This window comes from Serratia sp. SA088 (assembly GCF_049065515.1).
GTDB lineage: Bacteria > Pseudomonadota > Gammaproteobacteria > Enterobacterales > Enterobacteriaceae > Serratia > Serratia nematodiphila.
Genome location: NZ_JBAKGW010000001.1, coordinates 922,830 through 943,186 on the forward strand (window position 1 = coordinate 922,830; position 20,357 = coordinate 943,186).

General features: G+C 61.8%; 20 protein-coding genes, 1 pseudogene and 1 riboswitch. Of the genes and pseudogenes, 15 read left to right on the top strand and 6 right to left on the bottom strand.

What is annotated here, in order from left to right:
* Window positions 1-7: 7 nt before the first annotated feature.
* Window positions 8-1,180 (bottom strand): MFS transporter, encoded by a 1,173-nt coding sequence (locus ACOWVD_RS04490; protein WP_239504273.1) that lies wholly within the window; start codon window positions 1,178-1,180, stop codon window positions 8-10.
* Window positions 1,181-1,360: 180 nt separating this feature from the next.
* Here ACOWVD_RS04490 and ACOWVD_RS04495 point away from each other — a divergent pair, with 180 nt between their 5' ends.
* The gene (locus tag ACOWVD_RS04495; RefSeq protein ID WP_421105470.1) at window positions 1,361-2,230 is read left to right on the top strand and encodes a LysR substrate-binding domain-containing protein; all 870 of its coding nucleotides are present in this window, start codon (window positions 1,361-1,363) and stop codon (window positions 2,228-2,230) included.
* Window positions 2,231-2,266: 36 nt separating this feature from the next.
* On the opposite strand, the gene ACOWVD_RS04500 is transcribed toward ACOWVD_RS04495, so the two are convergent.
* The 3 genes and pseudogenes from ACOWVD_RS04500 to ACOWVD_RS04510 form a co-directional block, all read right to left on the bottom strand.
* Window positions 2,267-2,674 carry a DUF2000 domain-containing protein gene (locus tag ACOWVD_RS04500; RefSeq protein ID WP_164094954.1) on the bottom strand — a complete coding sequence of 136 codons (408 nt, stop codon included), beginning with the start codon at window positions 2,672-2,674 and terminating at the stop codon, window positions 2,267-2,269.
* A 53-nt stretch (window positions 2,675-2,727) separates the two neighbouring features.
* Window positions 2,728-3,576: an AraC family transcriptional regulator gene (locus ACOWVD_RS04505; RefSeq protein WP_164094955.1), complete on the bottom strand. Its 849-nt coding sequence runs from the start codon at window positions 3,574-3,576 to the stop codon at window positions 2,728-2,730.
* 199 nt (window positions 3,577-3,775) lie between these two features.
* Window positions 3,776-3,973 (bottom strand): annotated as a pseudogene (locus ACOWVD_RS04510) (sensor domain-containing diguanylate cyclase); the annotation flags it as partial.
* A gap of 113 nt (window positions 3,974-4,086) precedes the next feature.
* A riboswitch (Fluoride riboswitch) is annotated at window positions 4,087-4,162 on the top strand.
* Window positions 4,163-4,202: 40 nt separating this feature from the next.
* Here ACOWVD_RS04510 and ACOWVD_RS04515 point away from each other — a divergent pair.
* From ACOWVD_RS04515 to eno, 3 genes are read left to right on the top strand one after another with little or no spacing between them, the layout of a single operon-like run.
* Window positions 4,203-5,168: a DHHA2 domain-containing protein gene (locus tag ACOWVD_RS04515; RefSeq protein ID WP_421105471.1), complete on the top strand. Its 966-nt coding sequence runs from the start codon at window positions 4,203-4,205 to the stop codon at window positions 5,166-5,168.
* 3 nt (window positions 5,169-5,171) lie between these two features.
* On the top strand, window positions 5,172-5,600 hold the full coding sequence (locus ACOWVD_RS04520) for a hypothetical protein (protein ID WP_004937850.1): 429 nt from the start codon (window positions 5,172-5,174) through the stop codon (window positions 5,598-5,600).
* Window positions 5,601-5,616: 16 nt separating this feature from the next.
* On the top strand, window positions 5,617-6,900 hold the full coding sequence (gene eno / locus ACOWVD_RS04525; RefSeq protein ID WP_421105472.1) for a phosphopyruvate hydratase: 1,284 nt from the start codon (window positions 5,617-5,619) through the stop codon (window positions 6,898-6,900).
* Here eno and ACOWVD_RS04530 read toward each other — a convergent pair.
* Window positions 6,897-7,304, bottom strand: a complete 408-nt coding sequence (locus tag ACOWVD_RS04530) for a MerR family transcriptional regulator (RefSeq protein ID WP_103085269.1) — start codon at window positions 7,302-7,304, stop codon at window positions 6,897-6,899. The two genes, eno and ACOWVD_RS04530, sit on opposite strands and share 4 nt — an antisense overlap.
* A gap of 72 nt (window positions 7,305-7,376) precedes the next feature.
* On the opposite strand from ACOWVD_RS04530, the gene ACOWVD_RS04535 reads away from it, so the two are divergent.
* From ACOWVD_RS04535 to pqqF, 11 genes are all read left to right on the top strand, one after another.
* Window positions 7,377-8,597, top strand: a complete 1,221-nt coding sequence (locus ACOWVD_RS04535; RefSeq protein ID WP_325994405.1) for an NADH:flavin oxidoreductase/NADH oxidase family protein — start codon at window positions 7,377-7,379, stop codon at window positions 8,595-8,597.
* A 506-nt stretch (window positions 8,598-9,103) separates the two neighbouring features.
* On the top strand, window positions 9,104-10,486 hold the full coding sequence (locus ACOWVD_RS04540; protein WP_164094959.1) for a diaminobutyrate--2-oxoglutarate transaminase: 1,383 nt from the start codon (window positions 9,104-9,106) through the stop codon (window positions 10,484-10,486).
* 18 nt (window positions 10,487-10,504) lie between these two features.
* Window positions 10,505-11,974: a pyridoxal phosphate-dependent decarboxylase family protein gene (locus ACOWVD_RS04545; RefSeq protein WP_031299643.1), complete on the top strand. Its 1,470-nt coding sequence runs from the start codon at window positions 10,505-10,507 to the stop codon at window positions 11,972-11,974.
* Between the two features lie 137 nt (window positions 11,975-12,111).
* Window positions 12,112-13,035, top strand: a complete 924-nt coding sequence (locus ACOWVD_RS04550) for a LysR family transcriptional regulator (protein ID WP_197763561.1) — start codon at window positions 12,112-12,114, stop codon at window positions 13,033-13,035.
* A gap of 136 nt (window positions 13,036-13,171) precedes the next feature.
* The gene (locus ACOWVD_RS04555; protein WP_049241016.1) at window positions 13,172-14,221 is read left to right on the top strand and encodes a dipeptidase; all 1,050 of its coding nucleotides are present in this window, start codon (window positions 13,172-13,174) and stop codon (window positions 14,219-14,221) included.
* A gap of 117 nt (window positions 14,222-14,338) precedes the next feature.
* On the top strand, window positions 14,339-14,416 hold the full coding sequence (pqqA, locus tag ACOWVD_RS04560) for a pyrroloquinoline quinone precursor peptide PqqA (RefSeq protein ID WP_004937827.1): 78 nt from the start codon (window positions 14,339-14,341) through the stop codon (window positions 14,414-14,416).
* Between the two features lie 58 nt (window positions 14,417-14,474).
* A complete protein-coding gene (gene pqqB, locus ACOWVD_RS04565) occupies window positions 14,475-15,386 on the top strand; it encodes a pyrroloquinoline quinone biosynthesis protein PqqB (RefSeq protein WP_421105473.1) in 912 nt (303 codons plus the stop codon).
* 9 nt (window positions 15,387-15,395) lie between these two features.
* Complete coding sequence (gene pqqC / locus ACOWVD_RS04570) at window positions 15,396-16,151, top strand: pyrroloquinoline-quinone synthase PqqC (protein WP_015376769.1); 756 nt, start codon at window positions 15,396-15,398, stop codon at window positions 16,149-16,151.
* Window positions 16,151-16,429 (top strand): pyrroloquinoline quinone biosynthesis peptide chaperone PqqD, encoded by a 279-nt coding sequence (gene pqqD / locus ACOWVD_RS04575; protein WP_049241021.1) that lies wholly within the window; start codon window positions 16,151-16,153, stop codon window positions 16,427-16,429. Before pqqC ends, pqqD begins: the two co-directional genes overlap by 1 nt.
* Complete coding sequence (gene pqqE / locus ACOWVD_RS04580; protein ID WP_273890454.1) at window positions 16,422-17,558, top strand: pyrroloquinoline quinone biosynthesis protein PqqE; 1,137 nt, start codon at window positions 16,422-16,424, stop codon at window positions 17,556-17,558. The genes pqqD and pqqE overlap by 8 nt, the downstream gene beginning before the upstream one ends.
* A gap of 2 nt (window positions 17,559-17,560) precedes the next feature.
* Window positions 17,561-19,873, top strand: coding sequence for a pyrroloquinoline quinone biosynthesis protein PqqF (gene pqqF, locus ACOWVD_RS04585; RefSeq protein ID WP_197799552.1), 2,313 nt, complete (start codon window positions 17,561-17,563; stop codon window positions 19,871-19,873).
* A 157-nt stretch (window positions 19,874-20,030) separates the two neighbouring features.
* On the opposite strand, the gene ACOWVD_RS04590 is transcribed toward pqqF, so the two are convergent.
* Window positions 20,031-20,345, bottom strand: coding sequence for an AprI/Inh family metalloprotease inhibitor (locus tag ACOWVD_RS04590; protein ID WP_004928502.1), 315 nt, complete (start codon window positions 20,343-20,345; stop codon window positions 20,031-20,033).
* Window positions 20,346-20,357: the final 12 nt, after the last annotated feature.

Sequence of the window (20,357 nt, forward strand, 5' to 3'; positions counted from 1 at the left end):
CCGTGCCTCATTTCAAATGTTGTCGCCAAAGCAGCCAGGCCGCCAGACAGGCTACCCCGCCGCCGCAGGCCAGCACGGCGTAAGACGCGCCCCAACTGTGGGTGGTATCCATCACCACGCCAAAGGATAACGGGGCGAACGAACCGATGCCGAACCCCAGCAACGATCGCCAGCCCATCACGCTGCCCAGCTGTTGCGGCGGCACGTTGTCCGCCATCGCAGCCGACAGCACGCCGGAGTCGCCGAGGATGAAGAAACTGCCGATGCTGACGACCAGCAGCGTCCAGCCCGGCCCCCAGTTCGCCGACCACCCCATCAACAGCGAACCCAATGCGCCGGCGGCGCCCATAAACATCAGCACCGACGCGCGATTGAAATAGTCCGAAACGGTGCCGACAATCAATGTAGCCACCATGCCGGCCAGGTGGATCACCGCCGCGACGATCAATCCGGCGCTGAGCGGATCCAGAGAGAAGCCGCTCAACGCCTCGCTGACCAGGCTGGGCGCCCAGGCCCAGTTGCCGAGCAGCTCCCAGCTGTGGGCGATATACCCGATCAGCAACAGCAGGGTCGCGTAGGTGATAGCATAGCTTTCACGTTTCGTCTTCCTCCCCAGCGTGCGCGGTTGCGGTTCCCGATAACCGACCAGGGCCAACGATCCCGCCAGCGCTCCCAGTAACGCACCGGCGGCACACAGCGAAAACGCCACGCCGGCGCCCCAGCGCGTGGCGCTCCAACCGGCGATGAAAACCGACAGAAAATACCCCAGCGAACTGGCCGCCAGCACCATGCCAATGGCATAACCGCGCCGCGCCGGACCGTTCATCCCCATCGCCAACAGCAGCGCCGGCGTATAAGCCCCGCCCTGCGTCAAACCGACGAAGGCCATCAACACCAACGCGCCGAGATAAGAATGGGCAAATACGGCGAACAGCATCAACGCAGCGGCGCCCAGCCAGGAGAACAGCAGATAAACCCGGCGGGCGCCCAACGAATCACACCACCAGGAGGCCACCAGCAACGCCAGGGCGTTGGTCAGGCTGAACACCGTCTGCACCGTGCCGGCGGAGGCGGCGTCGAGCTGCCACTCGCTCCTGATGGTCGGCAATGCGCCGGCGAACATCATGGTGCCCAGGCAGAGGCCGGCCCGGCTTACGCAAAGCAGAAAGAAAGCTCGCATCTCAGCGCCGCCTCCCTGTCCATCGATGGGTGAGGATGACTCGACTAACACGGGCGACAGGCGGGGAAAACGTCAGCATGACACACTCACAGACAAGGGAGAATGCGCCATAATAATGAGCAAAATCAATGGCCGACAAACGATCTTTTCTCCCTCATTTGGTTGAGCTAAACTCAACCTATGAAGCGACTTTATTCCCTGCCGCACCTGCCCGCTTTCGAAGCCGCCGCCCGTCTTGGCAGCTTCAGCGCCGCTGCGGATGAGCTGTTTCTCACCACCGGCGCGGTCAGCCGCCATATTCGCAGCCTGGAAGCACAGCTGGGGATCACGCTGTTTTATCGCGCACACAAGTCCGTGCGGCTGACGCCGGCCGGTGAGAATTTTTCGCGCACCGCGTCTCGGGTGATAAGCGAATTGTTTGCGGCGGAAAGCGCGCTGAAAGCGAGCGCCGGCCGGCAGCGGCTGGTAGTGCACAGCCTGCCGACGTTTACCATGCACTGGCTGATGCCAAAGCTGGCGGCATTCAATGAGATACATCCGGGGATCGCGGTTGATATCACCACCAGCACCGGCGCCGTCGATCGCAATACGCCGTTTGACGTGGCGATCCGGCGCGATCCCGCGCACTTCTCCGGGCTGAAGGCGATCCCTTTCCTGCAGGAAGACAGCTTGCTGGTCTGCAGCCAGAGCTATTTGCGCGCCATGCCGGTCAGTGCGCCGGACAAGCTTGGCGAGCATACCGCCATCCGCATTCGCGCCCGGGAAGATTTATGGCACAGCTGGCTGAATACCTACCCGACGGCGCTGAACGCCTCACCGCCGCCGCTCACGCTCGACCATACCTTCGCCGCCATTCAGGCGGCCGAAGACGGCCTGGGGCTGGCCGTCGTACCTTACCTGTTCTGCGCCAAACATCTGTCGTCCGGTCGGCTGGTGTCGCCTTTCCCGGCGTTGACTATCCGAACCGGCGTTTACTCCCTGCTGCTGCGCGATCGGGACGATGAGATCGTGAGAAAATTCGCCGCCTGGCTGCAGACGTTCCAGGCCTAAGCGCCGTATTGGAAGCGCACCGCGCTAACGGTATTCTCAGGCGTGGAGCGTCAGCCCTTTTATCGCCTTATCCACCGCTTTCTTCGGCCCGCGCAGCGCCAGGCCGACCAAATCCAGGTTGTCCGCGTTTTCAACGAGAAAAACCTGCCGGTTGGCTTCATCGTGCCCGGTCGAGAACATGGCGTGCACATAGGGGATCAGCGTCAATTCCCGTTCCAGCCCTTTACGATGCGCATTTTGCAGGCCCGGCAGATCCGCGGCGAAAATCAGCATCGGCTGCCCGGAAATGCCGCCGTAGCGTCTGCCTTCCGCATCCACGTAACATTCGCCGATGATCTCCGGGGCCGCAGCGGCGATCCCCGTCGCCAGAAAGGCCACCACGTTCAGCCGCTGCCAGGTTTGCAGATCGTCACGCACGATAAACGCTATCTTGGTATCAAACATGTTTCGCTTTACTCCGTTGTGCTCTTAAAAGCGCATCATCGGCGATGAGCGAGTCAGCGGTATAGAACGTTTGTGCACTGGCGTTGATAGGCCGCCGGCGATAAACGGTAGGCGCGCCGGAACCAGCGGCCCAAATGACTCTGGTCGGCAAAGCCGACCTGCATGGCGACCTGCGCCGGCTCTTCCCCCTGCGCCAGTAACAGTCGCGCGGCACGCAGCCTCAGCCGGATCAGGTAAGCATGCGGCGACTGGCCGAAAGCGCGGGCGAATTGGCGAGTCAGACGGAAACGATCCAGGCCGCACTGAAGCGCAAGTTCCTCCAGACTGGGATTATCCGCCATGTGCTCGTGCAAGTAGTCCCGTAAACGATTCATCTCAATCAAAGCGTCATCGCTTTGGGACGTTGGCCTGACGCGTATATGCCGCGCCAAAAGCGTCAGCAGTTGGTCCAGGCTTTGATCGCGCGCCAGCCGGCCTTCCCTCTGATGCAACGCAAAAAAAGCCTGTTGTATCGCGGTCGCCAGCATCGGATCGTCGGTCAACGTGCTGTGGAAAGCGCCTTCCAGCACTGAGGCGTCCCCCAATCCGCGGCGCTGCATCGCGTCGGAGACCCAGCGCTGCGGTAGATAAAGCATCGCATAGGTAAACCCTTCGGCCTGCGGCGCATGGCCATCGTGCACCGCGCCCGGCTCGATCAGCATGGCGCGCCCCGGCCGGCTGGTATGCAGCGAGCGGTGGCAATTGAAACGCTGCAAGCCCTGCTGCGTGACGCCCACCAGCATTTCATCATGATCGTGAGGATCGTAGGCATGCCCCTGAAAGTGGGCGTTGACGCTCTCAATACCCGTTTCGTCATCGCGCTGCAGTTCGAGCCAGTCGGTATGTTGATGATTTGACGCCATGCAATAAATCCGGAGTTCTGCTCACAGGAAAAGAAAAAACAGCTTACCCTGAGACCGCCACCGTTGCACGCTCACAGCTCGCAGATGGCATAAGTGCCCTTTCCGGCCGATTTCGCCTGATACATTGCGCCGTCGGCGCGGGTCAGCAGCATCTCCTCCGTCACATCGCCGCGTGGGGAAATGGCCGCGCCGATGCTGGCGGATTATCGAAAAATCGCGGGTCTTTGGCGGTATCGGGCACCACCAGCGCTTCGCGTTGCAAGATAGCATGGCCGCAAAACGAGATATTGCGCGGCGTTTCCCGGGCATCCAGACCGTAACGCGATAAAAACCATTGGCGATCCAGTTTTTCCACCGAGTTTGAATCCAGCACGTTCAGCGAATGCAATACCGACAGGCGTTCGGCTTCGTTTTCGGGGAAGCCATCATAGACTCACTCAGTATCAATCCGATTGCGCATTCTCGTCAGCTTTGCCGGGCGTTGCGTTTGTCACCGCGCTGCGCTACAGTCGTTAACAAGGTGATGGTGTTCCACCTTTCCCAACCGCCGCGTTCGCTCGAACCGGATGATGACGCCTGATATACAACTTCGCTTTATTTTTTAGGCAGGTATGTCAGGAGTCGCTATGAATGAAATCTCACGCTTTACCCTTTTTCCACTCCAGCCCGATGCCGTCACGCGGGAAATGCCGCTGTACGTTTTCGGCCATAAAAATCCCGACAGCGACAGCATCTGCAGCGCGCTGGTGGTCGCGGACTGGCTCAATCACCTCGGCAAACCGGCCGTCGCTTTCCGCCTTGGCGAACTGACGCCGGAAACCCGCTACATACTGGCCGCCGCCGGCGTACAAGCGCCTCCGCTGCTGACAGAAGATCTCCGTGACCGTAAAGTCTGGCTGGTCGATTTTACCGACGTCGAACAAGGGCCGGCCTCATTGCCCGACAGCGATGTGGTCGGCGTTATCGACCATCACCGGCTGGGCACGTTAGTCACTCGCAACCCGCCCGATGTCTGGGTTCGCGCCGTCGGCTGTTGCGCCACCGTGATCCTGCAGATCCTGGCGGCGGAAAGGCCGATGCCGCTTTCTTCCGCCCAGGCCACGCTGCTGCTGGGCGCCATTTTGAGCGATACCGTCGCGCTGAGCGCGCCGACCGCCACCGAACAGGATCGGCTGGCGGTCTCGCGGTTGCGCGCAATTTCTCATGTCGACTATGACGCCTTCACCGCCGGGCTGCTCGCCGCCAAAACCGATCTCTCGGGGCAATCCGCCGCGCAGTTGCTGCACCGCGACGCCAAGAATTACCGCATCCAGAGCGTCTCGCTGCTGCTGTCGCAGATAGAAGTGCGGACCATGAGCGACATCGATCCGCTGTTGCCCGCACTGCAACAGGCGCTTGAACATGCGAAGCAGGAAGCCGGGCTGGAGATGGCCGCGCTATTGGTCACCGATATCACCTGGCGTCGCTCCACACTGTATTTCTCGCCGAACCGGGTGCTCGACATTCGTCAGGTGTCTCTGCCCGGCATGACGAGCCGGAAAAAAGAGGTTTTACCGTGGTTAACCCGCCAGATCGCTAACGCAGGGAGATAAGTCATGCCGCTCTACCAACATGCTTTACTGCTGGTGCAGGATGAACGCGACGGCCGGCTGCTGTTGCATCATGCCGAACGCCTCAATCAGCAGATGAATACGCGCATTACCGTGGCGCACATCAGCGCCGACTATGCCGAGCTGGACTATCTCAGCGATTCGCTGACCAAAGATCGCCAGTCCAGCGAGGTGATCGCCGCCAAGGCCATGCTCAGCCGTCTGGTGGAAGACTGCTCAATCCCCCTGGAGGTGCGCGCAATTGTCAGTATCCATCGCTTCAAAGACGTCGAAGCCCTGATTGCCCGCGAAGGCGTCGATCTGTTGCTGTTAGGCCATCAGAACCGTCCGTTCGGCGTCTTTTCCTCCTTCGGCTTCGAGTTCATTAACCATTTGTCCATCGACGTGCTGATAAAGCATGTGCCAACTCCCTAGAATGAGGTGACTACCCATGAGCTATGAGATTGAAAACGTAACCGCCAGAGAAATCCTGGATTCGCGCGGCAACCCGACCGTCGAAGTCGAAATGAGCGCGGCGGGCGTCGTAGCCCGGGCTTCGGTCCCCTCCGGTGCCAGCACCGGGTCGCGCGAGGCGGTGGAGCACCGCGACGGCGATCCGCACCGTTTCGGCGGCAAAGGCGTACTGGAGGCGGTGCACAGCATCAAAACGGCGATCAATGAGGCGCTGCGTGGGGTGGATGTGCGCCAACAAGAGGAGATTGACCGCCGACTGATCGCGCTGGACGGCAGCGAGAACAAGAGCCGATTGGGGGCCAACGCCCTGCTCGGCGTTTCTCTGGCCGCCGCCCGCCTCGCAGCGCAATTGTCGCAGTTGCCGCTGTATCGTTATCTGGGCGGCATCGGCGCCAACCTGCTGCCGGTGCCCTGCATGAATATCATCAACGGCGGCGTGCACGCCCGTTGGCAAGGGGCGGACTTTCAGGAGTTTATGATAGCCCCTCTGGGCGCGCCGTCGCTGCGCGAAGCCGTGCGCTGGGGCAGTGAAGTCTATCAGGCGCTGCGCCAAATCCTGTTGGAACAAGGCCTGTCGGTTGGCGTCGGCGACGAAGGCGGTTTCGCGCCGGCGGTCGCCTCAAACAGCCAGCCGCTGGAGCTGATCGTGCAGGCGATAGAGAAAGCCGGCTACCGACCGGGAGAAGATATCGCTATCTGCATGGATCCGGCCTCGAGTGAATTCTACGCCGACGGCAAATACCGCCTGCGCAGCGAGAACCTCGAGTTGGACGCAACCCAGATGACGGCCTATTACCAGCGGCTGGTACAGGATTTCCCCATTGTGCTGATTGAAGATGGCTTGGCCGAGGACGATTGGGCCGGCTGGCGTATTCTGAGCGACGCCCTGGGCGATCAGGTGGAGCTGGTCGGCGACGATCTGTTCGTCACCAATGTGAAATATATCCAGCGCGGGATTGATGAACGGTTGGCTAATGCCGCGCTGATCAAGCTGAACCAGATCGGCACCCTGAGCGAAACCTTCGCCGCCGTGCAGCTTTGCCAGGCAAACGGCTGGGGCGCCTTTATCTCGCACCGCAGCGGCGAAACCGTCGACAGCTTTATCGCCGATATGACGGTTGCGATGCGAGCCGGCCATGTGAAAACCGGCGCGCCGTGCCGCGGCGAGCGCATCGAAAAATACAATCAGCTGATGCGCATTGAGGACCAATTGGGCACCGCAGCAGTATATGCCGGGCGCTCCGCCTTTAAACGCCGCTAATCTGTGCAGGCCGGCCACGCACCGGCCAACTTTTCATTTTTGACCTGGCATAACCCCGCCACGCCGGATCCCAGCAAGGTAAGTCGGGTCGCCAGCAATGCTTCTCGCTGCTCATTCAACGTGACCAACATCCGCTCGATTTCCGCCAGACGGGTCTCGACGCCCTGTATCAACCCATCCTCATAAGCGCTGCCCTGCAGCGCCAGCACGCGTTGGATCGCCTGCAGCGAAAAGCCCAGATTCTGGCCAATTTGGATCAGATGCAGCCGTTCCAGCGCGCTTTCGCTATACACCCGATAACCGTTGACGCCGCGCACCGCTTTGGGCAGCAGACCCTGCTGCTCGTAGTAGCGTATCGCCGAGGCGGCCACGCCGGCCCGTTCCGCCAATTCTCCGATCTTCATGCCCTATTGACCTTAAAGTTAACTTTAAACCTAGTATAGCGCCATTCCCCCTGCGACAGGAGCGCAAACCCGATGTTTACCCCACTGACACTACCCAACGGCAGCCGCCTGACCAACCGTTTGGCCAAAGCCGCGTTGGAAGAAAATTTGGCCGATGAAGGCCAACTGCCCGGCCCCGCGCTATGGCGCTTGTATCGCCACTGGGGTATCGGCGGCGCCGGTCTTATCATCACCGGCAACGTGATGATCGACGGCCGCGCCATGACCGGACCCGGCGGCGTGGTGCTGGAACAGGATACGCCGCTCGCCTCGTTCGAAACCTGGGCCAAGGCCGCGCGCCAGGAAGGCGCGCAGGTTTGGATGCAGCTCAGCCACCCGGGCCGCCAGGTAATGGCCGACATGGGCGGCAACGCCTGGGCGCCCTCCGCCATTCCGATGGCCATGGGTAAGTACAGCAAAGCGTTCGCGCAGCCGGAAGCCATGAGCGAAGCGCAGATTGCCGAGGTGATCGCCCGCTTTGCCGCCAGCGCGCACGCCGCCGAACGGGCCGGGTTTACCGGCGTGCAGATCCATGCGGCGCATGGCTACCTGATCTCTCAGTTTTTGTCGCCGTTGGCCAACCAGCGCAGCGATCGTTGGGGGGGCGAGCTGGCAAATCGCGCCCGCCTGCTGCTGGAGGTGGTGCGCGCGGTGCGCAAGCGGGTCTCGCCAGGTTTTTGCGTGGCGGTAAAGCTCAATTCCGCCGATTTTCAGCGCGGCGGCTTTTCGCCGGACGAAGCCCGGCAGGTGTTGCTGATGCTCAACGAACTGCCGGTCGATCTGGTGGAGTTATCGGGCGGGAGCTATGAAAGCCCGGCGATGCAGGGCGAAACGGCAGACGACAGTACCCTGGCGCGTGAAGCTTATTTTCTGACCTTCGCCCGCGATCTCGCCGCAGTAGCCCGCATGCCGGTGATGACCACCGGCGGCATCACCCGCCCGACGGTGGCGCAACGGGTGCTGAACAGCGGCGTCGCGGTGGTCGGCATCGCCACCGCCATGGCGGAAATTCCCGATCTGCCGCGCCGCTGGCAAACCGGCGAAGCCCCTCATGCGCTGCCCGCGCCGGTAACATGGCGCGACAAAACGCTGACGCTGCTCGCCCGCATGGCGCTGATCAAGCGCCGCATGCACGCTCTGAGCCGCGATCGGACGCGCAACGTGCGTTACTCCCCGCTGTGGTCGCTGCTCATCGATCGGTGGCGCACCCGCCGCACTCTGCGGCGCTATCATGCCTGGTTACGGCAACGTTAATGACCGCGGCGCCGGCAGACATGCCGGCACCGCACAAAAATCCCGCTGTTTTGATCGCGCTACGTAAAATCTGCAAGAAATCACCACTCTGGGTACTGCGCTTTTAACGCTCGATTGCTTATATTCATCACAAATTTTGTGTATATAACCGCTATAGGACTTAAGGTGGTGAATAGATGAAAATAAGCCGCTATTTTCTATTTATGTTATTAATCGGAAATTCACCTTAATAATAAATGCATTAAAGAAGCAGCCAAAGGAAAGCAGAAAAGGATTTTTACGCAATGTTAAAGAAATGTTGTTTTCTGCCGGCAAAACCAACGGTCAACAAATCAACAACATATTGATGAGCCTAAGAAAAAACTAAACAATTCAAAACAAAATCGGCTATTGAGTCCCAGGCGAAAAAGCCATATATTGGTCGCGCTTTTCACAAGGCAGTTACTTTTCTAAATTCATTAATTCAATCGTTGCGTCTTGAGACCTTCGGTTGTAGGAGAGATATGATGACGGATAAAGTCCGTATTGATACTTTAGTTGCAAACTCATTAAACGGAAACAATGAAACCTATTTGGCGCGTCAAGCCGAATTTGAGTCGAATGTTAGGAGTTATCCGCGCAAATTGCCGTTGGCAATTGCGAAAGCCCAGGGCGTTTGGATCACTGATGTTGAGAATAATCAATATCTTGATTGCCTGGCCGGGGCGGGAACGTTGGCTCTTGGACATAATCACCCCGACGTCCTGCAAAGCATCCAAAATGTCATTACCAGCGGCTTGCCGTTACATACTCTCGATCTCACGACCCCGTTGAAAGATCGTTTCTCCGATTACCTGCTCTCTCTGTTGCCTGGCGAAGGCAAAGAGTATTGCCTGCAGTTCTGCGGCCCGTCCGGCGCCGATGCGGTGGAAGCCGCGCTGAAGCTGGCGAAAAAGCACACCGGCCGTTCCGGTGTGATCAGCTTCTCCGGCGGCTACCACGGCATGACCCACGGCGCGCTGTCGGTCACCGGCAACCTGTCGCCGAAGGCGGCGATCAACGGCATGATGCCGGAAGTGCAGTTCATGCCTTATCCGCATGAATACCGCTGCCCGCTGGGCATCGGCGGTGAAGCCGGCGTCAAGGCGCTGACCTACTACTTCGACAACCTGATCAACGACGTGGAAAGCGGCGTGCGTAAACCGGCTGCGGTGATCCTGGAAGCCGTTCAGGGCGAAGGCGGGGTTAACCCGGCGCCGGCCGAGTGGCTGCAGCGCATCCGCAAAGTGACCCAGGAACACGGCATTCTGCTGATCATCGACGAAGTTCAGGCCGGTTTCGCCCGTACGGGCAAGCTGTTCGCCTTCGAACACGCGGGCATCGAGCCGGACATCATCGTGATGTCGAAAGCGGTCGGCGGCGGCTTGCCGCTCGCGGTGCTGGGCATCAAAAAAGAGTTCGACGCCTGGGAACCGGGCCACCACACCGGCACCTTCCGCGGCAACCAGCTGGCGATGGCCACCGGCCTGACCACCCTGCAGTACCTGAAAGAGCATAAGGTCGCCGACAAAGTGGCCGCTCAGGGTGAGTGGCTGAAAGGCAAGCTGGCCGAGCTGCAGAAACGTTATCCGGTGATCGGTCACGTCCGCGGTCTGGGCCTGATGATCGGCATCGAGATCGTCAAGCCGAACGAAGCGCAGGATCACATGGGCTGCTACCCGGCCGATGGCGAACTGTCCGCGCTGCTGCAGAAGAAATGCTTCGAATCCGGTCTGATCCTGGAGCGCGGCGGCCGCAACGGCTGCGTTCTGCGTCTGCTGCCTTCGCTGCTGATCACCAACGATGAGCTGGGTATTTTCCTGGATAAATTTGAGCAGGCGCTGTTGGCCGCCGGCATCAAGCCAGTCTAAGTGGAGCGAATAACCGCGATGTCCAAGTTAAACCCGATTCTGGCTTCCTCGGCGCACAGCGCCGAGGCTTACCGCCAGGCGATCGCGCAGAGCAGTGAAGCCGTCGTGCAGTGGCTGCAACAGCCCGAGATGTATCAGGGCAAAAGCGTTGCCGAACTGCGCGAGCGCATCCAGCTCGACTTCACTCCGCAAGGCCTGGGCAACCAGGCGGCGATCGAGCGCGCCATCGAGTACTTTTTGAAAGACAGCCTGTCGGTGCACCACCCGCAGTGCGTGGCGCACCTGCACTGCCCGAGCCTGGTGATTAGCCAGGCCGCCGAAGTGCTGATCAACGCCACCAACCAAAGCATGGACTCCTGGGATCAGAGCCCGTCGGCCACGCTGATCGAAATGAAATTGATCGAGTGGCTGCGCGCCCAGGTCGGTTACCAGCCCGGCGACGCCGGGGTGTTCACCAGCGGCGGCACCCAGAGCAACCTGATGGGGCTGATGCTGGCGCGCGATGCGTTCTTCGCGCGTCAGGGCCACTCCGTGCAGCAGGACGGTCTGGTGGGCGATCTGCGCAAGCTGAAAGTGTTCTGTTCTGAAAACGCCCACTTCTCGGTGCAGAAGAACATGGCGCTGATGGGCCTCGGCTACCAGTCCGTCACCCTGGTGAAAACCGATCGCTTCGCCCGCATGGACGTGAACGATCTGGCGGACAAACTGGCGCAGGCGAAGGCCAACGGCGAGCAGGTGATGGCGATCGTCGCCACCGCCGGCACCACCGACGCCGGCGCGATCGACCCGCTGCGCGATATCGCGCGGCTGGCGGCGGAGCAGAAAATTTGGGTGCACGTGGATGCGGCCTGGGGCGGCGCGCTGCTGCTCTCCGAGCAGTACCGCGACTACCTGGACGGCCTGGAGTTGGTGGACTCCATCACCCTGGACTTCCACAAGCAGTTCTTCCAGACCATCAGCTGCGGCGCCTTCCTGCTGAAAGACGCGCGCCATTATGAGCTGATGCGCTATCAGGCGGCCTACCTGAACTCCGAGTTCGACGAGGCGCAAGGCGTGCCGAACCTGGTCTCCAAATCGCTGCAGACCACCCGCCGCTTCGATGCGTTGAAGCTGTGGATGGGGCTGGAAGCGCTGGGGCAGAAGCAATACGCCGAGATCATCGATCACGGCGTCACGCTGGCGCAACAGGTGGCGCGTTACATCGCCGACCAGGAATCGCTGGAACTGGTGATGCAGCCGCAGCTGGCCAGCGTGCTGTTCCGTTACCGTCCGGCGCAGCTGGCGGCGAAAGGCGACGCGGCCGTCGCCCTGTTCAACCAGCGCATCGGCGACGCCTTGCTGGAATCAGGCCGTGCCAACGTCGGCGTGACCGAGTTCGATGGCGTGACCTGCCTGAAGATGACGCTGCTGAACCCGATCGTGACGCTGGAAGACATCAAGCTGTTGCTGGCGCTGGTCGAGAAAACCGCACAGCAGCTGCCGGCGTAACGTCGTCCCCCTGCCTGTAAAGCCGATAACGTTTGTTATCGGCTTTTTTATTGCTCATCAATCGCAGGAGACGCAGCGCTTACGCTGATATACTGCAGCAAACGCCTTCCCTATTTCCAGCGCCACAGGATAAACGCATGACCGACCCGGATTTCAACCTGCTGATCGCGCTCGACGCGCTGCTGACGGCGGGCAGCGTTGCCGGCGCGGCGCGCCGTCTCGGTTTAAGCCCCTCGGCGATGAGCCGTACCCTCAGCCGACTGCGCGCGGCCACCGGCGATCCGCTGTTGGTGCGCGCCGGCCGTCATATGGTGCTGACGCCCTATGCCGAAACGCTGTGCGAGCGGGCGCGGCACGCGACGTTCGAAGCGCGCGCTGTGTTGCGCCCGGCGCAGGGAGCATTGGATCCCGCCGCGCTGGATCGTACCTTCACGCTGCGCGCCAACGACGGCTTCGTCGAGGCCTTCGGCCCGGCGCTGATCGCCGCCGCTGCCGAACAGGCGCCGCGGGTACGGTTGCGCTTTGCGCCCAAGCCGGAGAAAAGCGACCGCCCCCTGCGTGAAGGGCTGGTCGATCTGGAGATCGGCGTGCTGGGTGACATGGGCCCGGAAATCCGCCTGCAGGCGCTGTTCCGCGATCGCTTCGTCGGCGTGATGAGAACCGCACATCCGCTGGCGCAGCAGCGCGAGATCGGCGCCGCCGACTACGCCGCCTGCGGCCACGTGGTGGCCTCGCGCAGCGGGCGCATCCTCGGGCCGGTAGACGCCGCGCTGGCGGAGCTGGGGCTGGCACGCCATATCGCCGCCGTGGTGCCGAGCTTTCCGGCCGCGCTGGCGGTGGCGCAAGCCTCGAACCTGTTGGCGTTGCTGCCCGCCTCTTTCCTCCAGGCTCAACCTGCCGATGGCCCGCTGCGCGTCTTCGAGCTGCCGGTAAGAACGCCGCCCATCACCGTCTCGCAGATGTGGCATCCGCGTCTGGACGCCGAGACGGATCACCGCTGGCTGCGGCAGCTACTGCTGACGGTCTGCCGCCAACGCGTGCAGGAACCGCTTTGCGAATAGTGACAATGTCACTAAGTTTTGCCCTGCTGATGTCGAGTGATCCAGTCGACGGCAAAACCCCCATAGCCTGAGGGTTGTTCCCCCTCGCGCGATGGGAGAACATAGCATTCACGATGCCTGACTCAGTGAAATGCCCATGACGCTTCCCCCTCTCTGGCCGGTGTTCGACGGCCATAACGATCTGCTGCTCAACCTGTGGCTACAGCATGACGACGATCCGGTCGCCGCCTTTTATTCCCGCGTCACGCCGGGCCACCTCGATTTCTCCCGCATGCAGCGCGGCGGATTCTGCGGCGGGCTGTTCGCGGTATTTATTCCCCCGGTCAGCTATATCGCCCAGATGCGTAATCAAACGCCGGAGGAGGCGCAGGCCGCCTTCGATCCGCTGGCGATCGCCGAACGGCAGATCGCTATCCTTTATCAGCTGGAACAGGCTTCCCAGGGGCGGCTGCACATCTGCCGCACCGCCGCCGAGATAGAACAGTGCCGCCTCAACCGGCAAATGGCCGCGGTGCTGCATATCGAAGGCGCCGGCATGATCGATGCGGAGCTGACGCAGTTGGAGGCCTTCTACCGGCTGGGCGTGCGCAGCATCGGGCCATTCTGGAATCTGCCGAACGCCTTCGGCACCGGCGTCAGCGGGCCGTTCCCCGGCTCCCCCGATACCGGCCCCGGCCTGACGCCGGCCGGCGAGGCGCTGCTCCGCGCCTGCAACCAGCGCCGCATCATGATCGACGTCTCGCACATGAACGAGAAAACCTTCTGGCAAACCGCCGCGCTGAGCCGCGCACCGCTGGTCGCCACCCACTCCAACGTCCATGCCCTCTGCCCGCAGCCGCGCAACCTGACCGACGCACAGCTGGAGGCCATCGCCCAGAGCGGCGGGATAGTCGGCGTCAATTTCGGCACCGCCTTCCTGCGCGCTGACGGTAAACGTGACAGTGCAACGACCGACCTAACAGAAATTGTTAAACACGTTGAGTATTTGATCGCTAAACTTGGTGAAGATCACGTGGGATTTGGCTCTGATTTTGACGGGGTCAACGTACCGCAACCGTTGGAGGACGCCGCCGGCCTGCCGCGCCTGACGCAAGCGCTGGCGCAGGCCGGGTTCGATAACCGGCTGCTGGAGAAGCTGACCTGGCGCAACTGGCTGAACGTGCTCGCCGCCACCTGGGGTGAATAACCCGGTTACGCTTTAAAGGTTGCGATCTTCGTCACATTTCGCCAACATTGGGCCGGCCTAATGCGAAAATTTCTCATTGGGCTCGAACTATCACGATGCATGTAAAGGAGCACCGCTATGACTACCTGGACTAAACCTGAGTTTGTTGACCTGCGTCTGGGGCTGGAAGTGACGCTGTACATTTCCAACCGTTAATCGCCCGTCTGCCCGCCTTTCGCGCGGGCATTTCTTTCCTTCTTTTTCTGGTTCAGACATGCAGATAAAAGTTCTCGGCTCGGCAGCGGGCGGCGGCTTTCCCCAGTGGAATTGCAACTGCGACAACTGCCGGGGCGTTCGCAGCCACAGCATCAACGCCACGCGCCGCACGCAGTCTTCCATCGCCGTCAGCGACGACGGTAAAAACTGGGTACTGTGCAACGTTTCACCGGACATTTGCCATCAGCTGCTGGCCTCGCCTGAATTGAACAATCCCGACGTGCTGCGCGGCACCGGCATCGGCGCGATCGTGCTGACCGACAGCCAGATCGATCACTGCGCGGGCTTGCTCAATTTGCGTGAGGGCTGCCCGCACCACGTCTGGTGCACCCCTGAAGTGCATGACGATCTCAGCACCGGCTTCCCGCTGTTTCCCATGCTCTCCCACTGGAACGGCGGGTTGATTCACCACCCGGTGACGCCCGGCGAACCGTTCCGCACGGCGGTCTGCCCGAACGTACGCTTTACCGCCATTCCATTGCTCAGCAACGCGCCGCCCTATTCGCCGTACCGCGATCGCCCGCTGCCGGGCCACAATGTGGCGCTGTTCATCGAAGATATCGCGCGCGGTGTCGGCCTGCTGTATGCGCCGGGCCTCGGTGAGCCGGACGAGGCCTTGATGCCCTGGCTACGCCGGGCGGATTGCCTGCTGATCGACGGCACGCTGTGGCGCGACAACGAGCTGGCCAACGCCGGTGTGGGGCGCAACACCGGCAAGGACATGGGACACCTGGCGCTGGCGGAAGAGCACGGGCTGGCGGCCCTGCTCAGCGCCTTGCCCGCCAAACGCAAGATCCTGATCCACATTAACAATACCAACCCGATCCTCAATGAAGACTCCGCGGAACGGCAGAGCCTGACCGCCGCCGGCATCGAAGTGAGCTGGGACGGCATGAACATCGAACTGTAGGGAATCGCCATGACGCAACCACGCCCCCTGACGCCGCAGGCATTTGAAGCGGCGCTGCGCGCCAAAGGCGCTTATTATCATATCCACCACCCGTATCACATCGCGATGCACAACGGCGAAGCGACGCGTGAGCAGATCCAGGGCTGGGTGGCCAACCGCTTCTACTACCAGACCAGCATTCCGATCAAGGATGCGGCGATCATGGCCAACTGCCCGCAGCCGGACACCCGCCGTAAATGGGTGCAGCGCATTCTGGATCACGACGGCTACGGCGGCAGCGAAGGCGGCATCGAGGCCTGGCTGCGCCTCGGCGAGGCCGTCGGCCTGCAGCGCGACGCCCTGCTTTCTGAACAGCTGGTGCTGCCCGGCGTGCGCTTTGCGGTGGATGCCTACGTCAACTTCGCGCGCCGCGCCTGCTGGCAGGAAGCCGCCTGCAGCTCGCTGACCGAACTGTTCGCGCCGCAGATCCACCAGTCGCGCCTCGACAGCTGGCCGCAACACTACCCGTGGATCGACGCCGCCGGTTACGACTATTTCCGCAGCCGCCTCGGCCAGGCCAACCGCGACGTGGAACACGGCCTGGCGTTGGCGCTGGACTATTGCGACACCGTAGAAAAGCAGCAGCGCATGCTGGAGATCCTGCAGTTCAAGCTGGACATTCTGTGGAGCATGCTGGACGCCATGAGCATGGCCTATACCCTGAACCGCCCGCCTTATCACAGCGTGACCGCCGCGCGGGTCTGGCACAATCAGAGGCTGGTGTAATGACGCTGAATCCTGAACACACCCCCGTCTTCCGCCGCGGCTACCGCCTGCAATGGGAGCCGGTGCAAAACAGCCACGTGATCCTCTACCCGGAAGGCATGGCCAAACTGAACGACAGCGCCGCCGCCATCTTGCAGCTGGTCGACGGCCACACCACGCTGAATGGCATCATCGCCCAGCTGAACGTCCGCTTCCCCGGCGCCGACGGCTTGGCGGACGACGTGCTGGAGTTTTTCCAGCGCGCCTACGAACAAAAATGGGTGACCTTCCGTGACTGAACCACGTGCGCCGGCGGTGAATCCGCCGCTCTGGCTGCTGGCGGAGCTGACCTACCGCTGCCCGCTGCAGTGTCCGTACTGCTCCAACCCGCTCGATTTTGCCGCGCAGGAAAAAGAGCTGACCACCGCGCAGTGGATAGAGGTGTTTCGCCAGGCGCGGGCGATGGGCAGCGTGCAGCTCGGCTTCTCCGGCGGCGAGCCGCTGGTGCGTAAAGACCTGCCCGAGCTGATCGCCGCCGCGCGCGATCTCGGGTTTTACACCAACCTGATCACCTCCGGCATCGGCCTGACCGAGAAGAAACTGCAAACCTTCGCCGACGCCGGGCTGGATCATATTCAGATCAGTTTTCAGGCCAGCGACGAAACGCTGAACGCCGCGCTGGCGGGCTCCGCCAGGGCGTTTCAGCAGAAGCTGGCGATGGCCAGGGCGGTCAAGGCGCTCGGCTACCCGATGGTGCTCAACTTCGTGTTGCATCGCCATAATATCGGCCAGATCGACCGCATCATCGAACTGGCGATCCAGCTGGATGCCGACGATGTCGAGCTGGCGACCTGCCAGTTCTACGGCTGGGCGCACCTGAACCGCGAAGGGCTGCTGCCGACCCGCGAACAGATCGCCGAGGCAGAAGCGGTGGTGAAACGCTATCGCGAGCGCATGGCCGCCGACGGCAAGCTGGCCAACCTGCTGTTCGTCACGCCGGATTACTACGAGGAGCGGCCTAAAGGCTGCATGGGCGGTTGGGGGGCCATCTTCATGAGCGTGACGCCGGAAGGCATGGCGTTACCCTGCCACAGCGCCCGTCAGTTACCGATTACGTTTCCGTCGGTGCTGGAGCACGATCTGCAGCATATCTGGTATCACTCCTTCGGCTTTAACCGCTATCGCGGCTATGACTGGATGCCGGAGCCCTGCCGGTCCTGTTCGGAGAAAGAGCAAGACTACGGCGGCTGCCGCTGCCAGGCGTTCATGCTGACCGGCGACGCCGACAACGCCGACCCGGTGTGCGGCAAATCGCCGCACCACGGCACCATTCTGGCGGCGCGTGAAGCGGCGAATCGCTCGCAGATCGGTATCGATCAGCTGCGCTTTCGCAATCAGACCAACTCCCGACTGATCTTCAAGGGCTGACGATGACACTCGCCGCTTCGTGGCAGCTCGATAACGGTTTGGCCGTCAGGGCGATAAGCACCCCGGCCGCTGAGGGCGCCGCCGCACTGGTGTGCATCGAAGCGGGCAGCTTTCAGGCGCCTGCCGCCTGGCCCGGCCTGGCGCATCTGCTGGAGCATATGCTGTTTCGCGGCAGCGCGAACTTCAGCGCGCAAGATGGGCTGATGGGCTGGACGCAGGCGGCCGGCGGCCGGCTAAACGCCACCACCCAGGCCACGCAAACCGCGTTTTTCTTTGAAGTGGGCGCCGAACAGCTGGCGGAGGGGTTGGCCAGGCTGATCGATATGCTCGCCGCCCCGCAGCTGGCGGCTGAGGCAATCGCCCAGGAGATCGAGGTCATCGACGCCGAATACCGCCTGCTGCGCGCCGACGGTGAAACCCGCTGCGAAGCGGCGCAGCGGCAGATGTTCAGCGGATTTGACGCGCTGCATCGCTTTCATATCGGCAGCCGCGCCGCTTTCGGCAGCGATATTTCCGCATTGCAGCAGGCGTTGCGGCAGTTTCACCACCATTATTACCGCGCACCGAACATGACGCTGTGGCTGCAAGGCCCGCAATCACTTGAGCAGCTGCATGCGCTGGCGCAGCGCTACGGTGGCGGCTTGCCGTCGGGCAGCGCCACGCCGCCCGAGACATTGCCGCCGCTGGCCGCCGGACAAGATTACACGCTGTCTCTTCCCGGCGCGCCGCAGCTGCGGCTGGTGTTTGCTCTGCCGCACTGCCGTTCACGCGGCTGGCTGCGACGGCTTGAGCGTTTATTGCTGGACGATGCCCCTGGCGGGCTGCTGGCACGGCTGCGCGCGCACGCGTGGGGCGACGCCGTTCGTCTGGATTATGCCCGCTGCGGCGAAAACAGCGCCCTGCTGAGTTTTATTTTCACCGTCAATCACGGCTCGGCGTCTGAGGCCGCCCATATCGAAAGCGCCTTGCTGGCATGGCTGCAGGCCCTGAACGCGCTGACACCGGGCCAGCTTGCGCATTTCGGGCAACTGGCGAACCGCGATTTTCACCGTTTGGCGCCGCTCGATCAGCTGCGGGCCAGGGCATTGGGGCTGCCGCCGACGGAACAGCATGACGACTGGACACGGCAACTCGCTATGCTGATGGCAGCGCCGCGCCGCCGCCTGGCCGTGCTGCCCGAGGGGGGCGGTGAAACGCGCGAAATCCAAGGGCTGCCGCTGACCCTTGGCCCCTTCGTCGGCGCCGCGCTGACGCCTACAGTGGAGCCTTTCCGCTTTTTCTCCGCTTCGGCGGCGCTGCCGATACCGCCCTTGCCGGCCGGCCAGGCGCCGCTGCAGCATCTACGTTCCGGCGAGGCGCAGCCGGTGCTGTTGCTGCGCCCATCGTCGCATGGCGCACTCAGCGAAGAACAGTCCTGTGGTTTGCAGGCGGCATTGCGCCCCGGAGCGGCCGAGTTAGCGCATCGGGAGGGACATTTAAGCGTCGAACGCCACCAGGGTGTGTGGCTGCTGCAGCTGGCGGGCAGCCACGGGCTGATCTGCCACGGCCTGAACGTCGTGAACCGGGCCCTGGCGGTGCCGTCGCCGGCCGTCATCAACGAGGCGGCGAGAAACCTGCGCCACGCGCAGTTAAAACAACAAAACGATATCGCCATTCGCCGCCTGTTAGCCCAATTGCCGGCGGCGTTGAACGTCTCTACGGCAACGGCGCCACACTGGCATGCCACCCTGGTCGGCGGCGATGGCGAGTTAAAACGGCGGCTGTCACATTTGCTGTATGACTTCCCCTACGCCATAACGGCTGAGCCGCAAACGCCGCCGCGTTTACATCCTCCTGTCACGCTGACGGAAAGCGGCGCCGAACACGCTTTGCTGCAGTTTTACCCGCTGCAAAGCGATGAAGCCGAAGGCCGCTGGGCGCTGCGCGTGCTGGCCCGGCTTTACGCGCCGCGCTATTTTCAGCGGCTGCGCGTGGAACGCAACGTGGGCTACGTGGTGCAATGCACCTTCCACCGCTGCACCCATGTCGAAGGCCTGCTGTTCGCGCTGCAATCCCCGACGTTCACCGCGGAACAGCTGCGGCAGTTAACCGACGAATTCTTGCAGCAGATGCATCATGAGCTGACGCACGTTAGCGTTGGTGAGCTGGAGCAAACGCAACAGGCGCTGCAACAAAACTTGCAACGCCTCAGCGCCGAGCCGTTGCAACGCGCGCGGGAGATTGCGTTGGAAAATCGCGCGACCATTGCTGCCGCTGCGCCAATCACGCTGACACAACTGTTGCACTGGCAGCAGCGGCTGTTCGTTGCCGGCTGATATTGCGCCGGTGTCCACCCGACGCAATATAAACGCAGCAAGACAACGAATAACCAAGGGAACGATATCTCAGAAAATCGTGAGCGGAGCGACGTGAAACCTGATGACCGCGTTCAGAAGCGCCGGCCGAGGCCGAGGGATAAGAAGGCGTTGTTGGCTAGTTATTTCTCTTCAAGATTTTTCCTGTCTCAGCCCAGATTTGACTACGGTAATGATCGTCTTCCTGAGAGAAGAAAAGTACGGTTAGCCCATCCTTGTCCAACAGCGCAATGCCATCGGGGGCGGGACGCCATGCGGCAGGCTCTTGCGGCAATACGTCGGGCGTGCAATCAGACAAGAATTTCAGGCTATAGCCGCCAGCCGAATCCACACTCTCCGTGTTGAGCTGCACAACACAAGATTTTGATTTATCACTGACCGTCCACTGCCCGGATAGCGTTTCGGCGGAAGGTAAAACCAGGCTGCTTGCCATAGAGACTCCTGA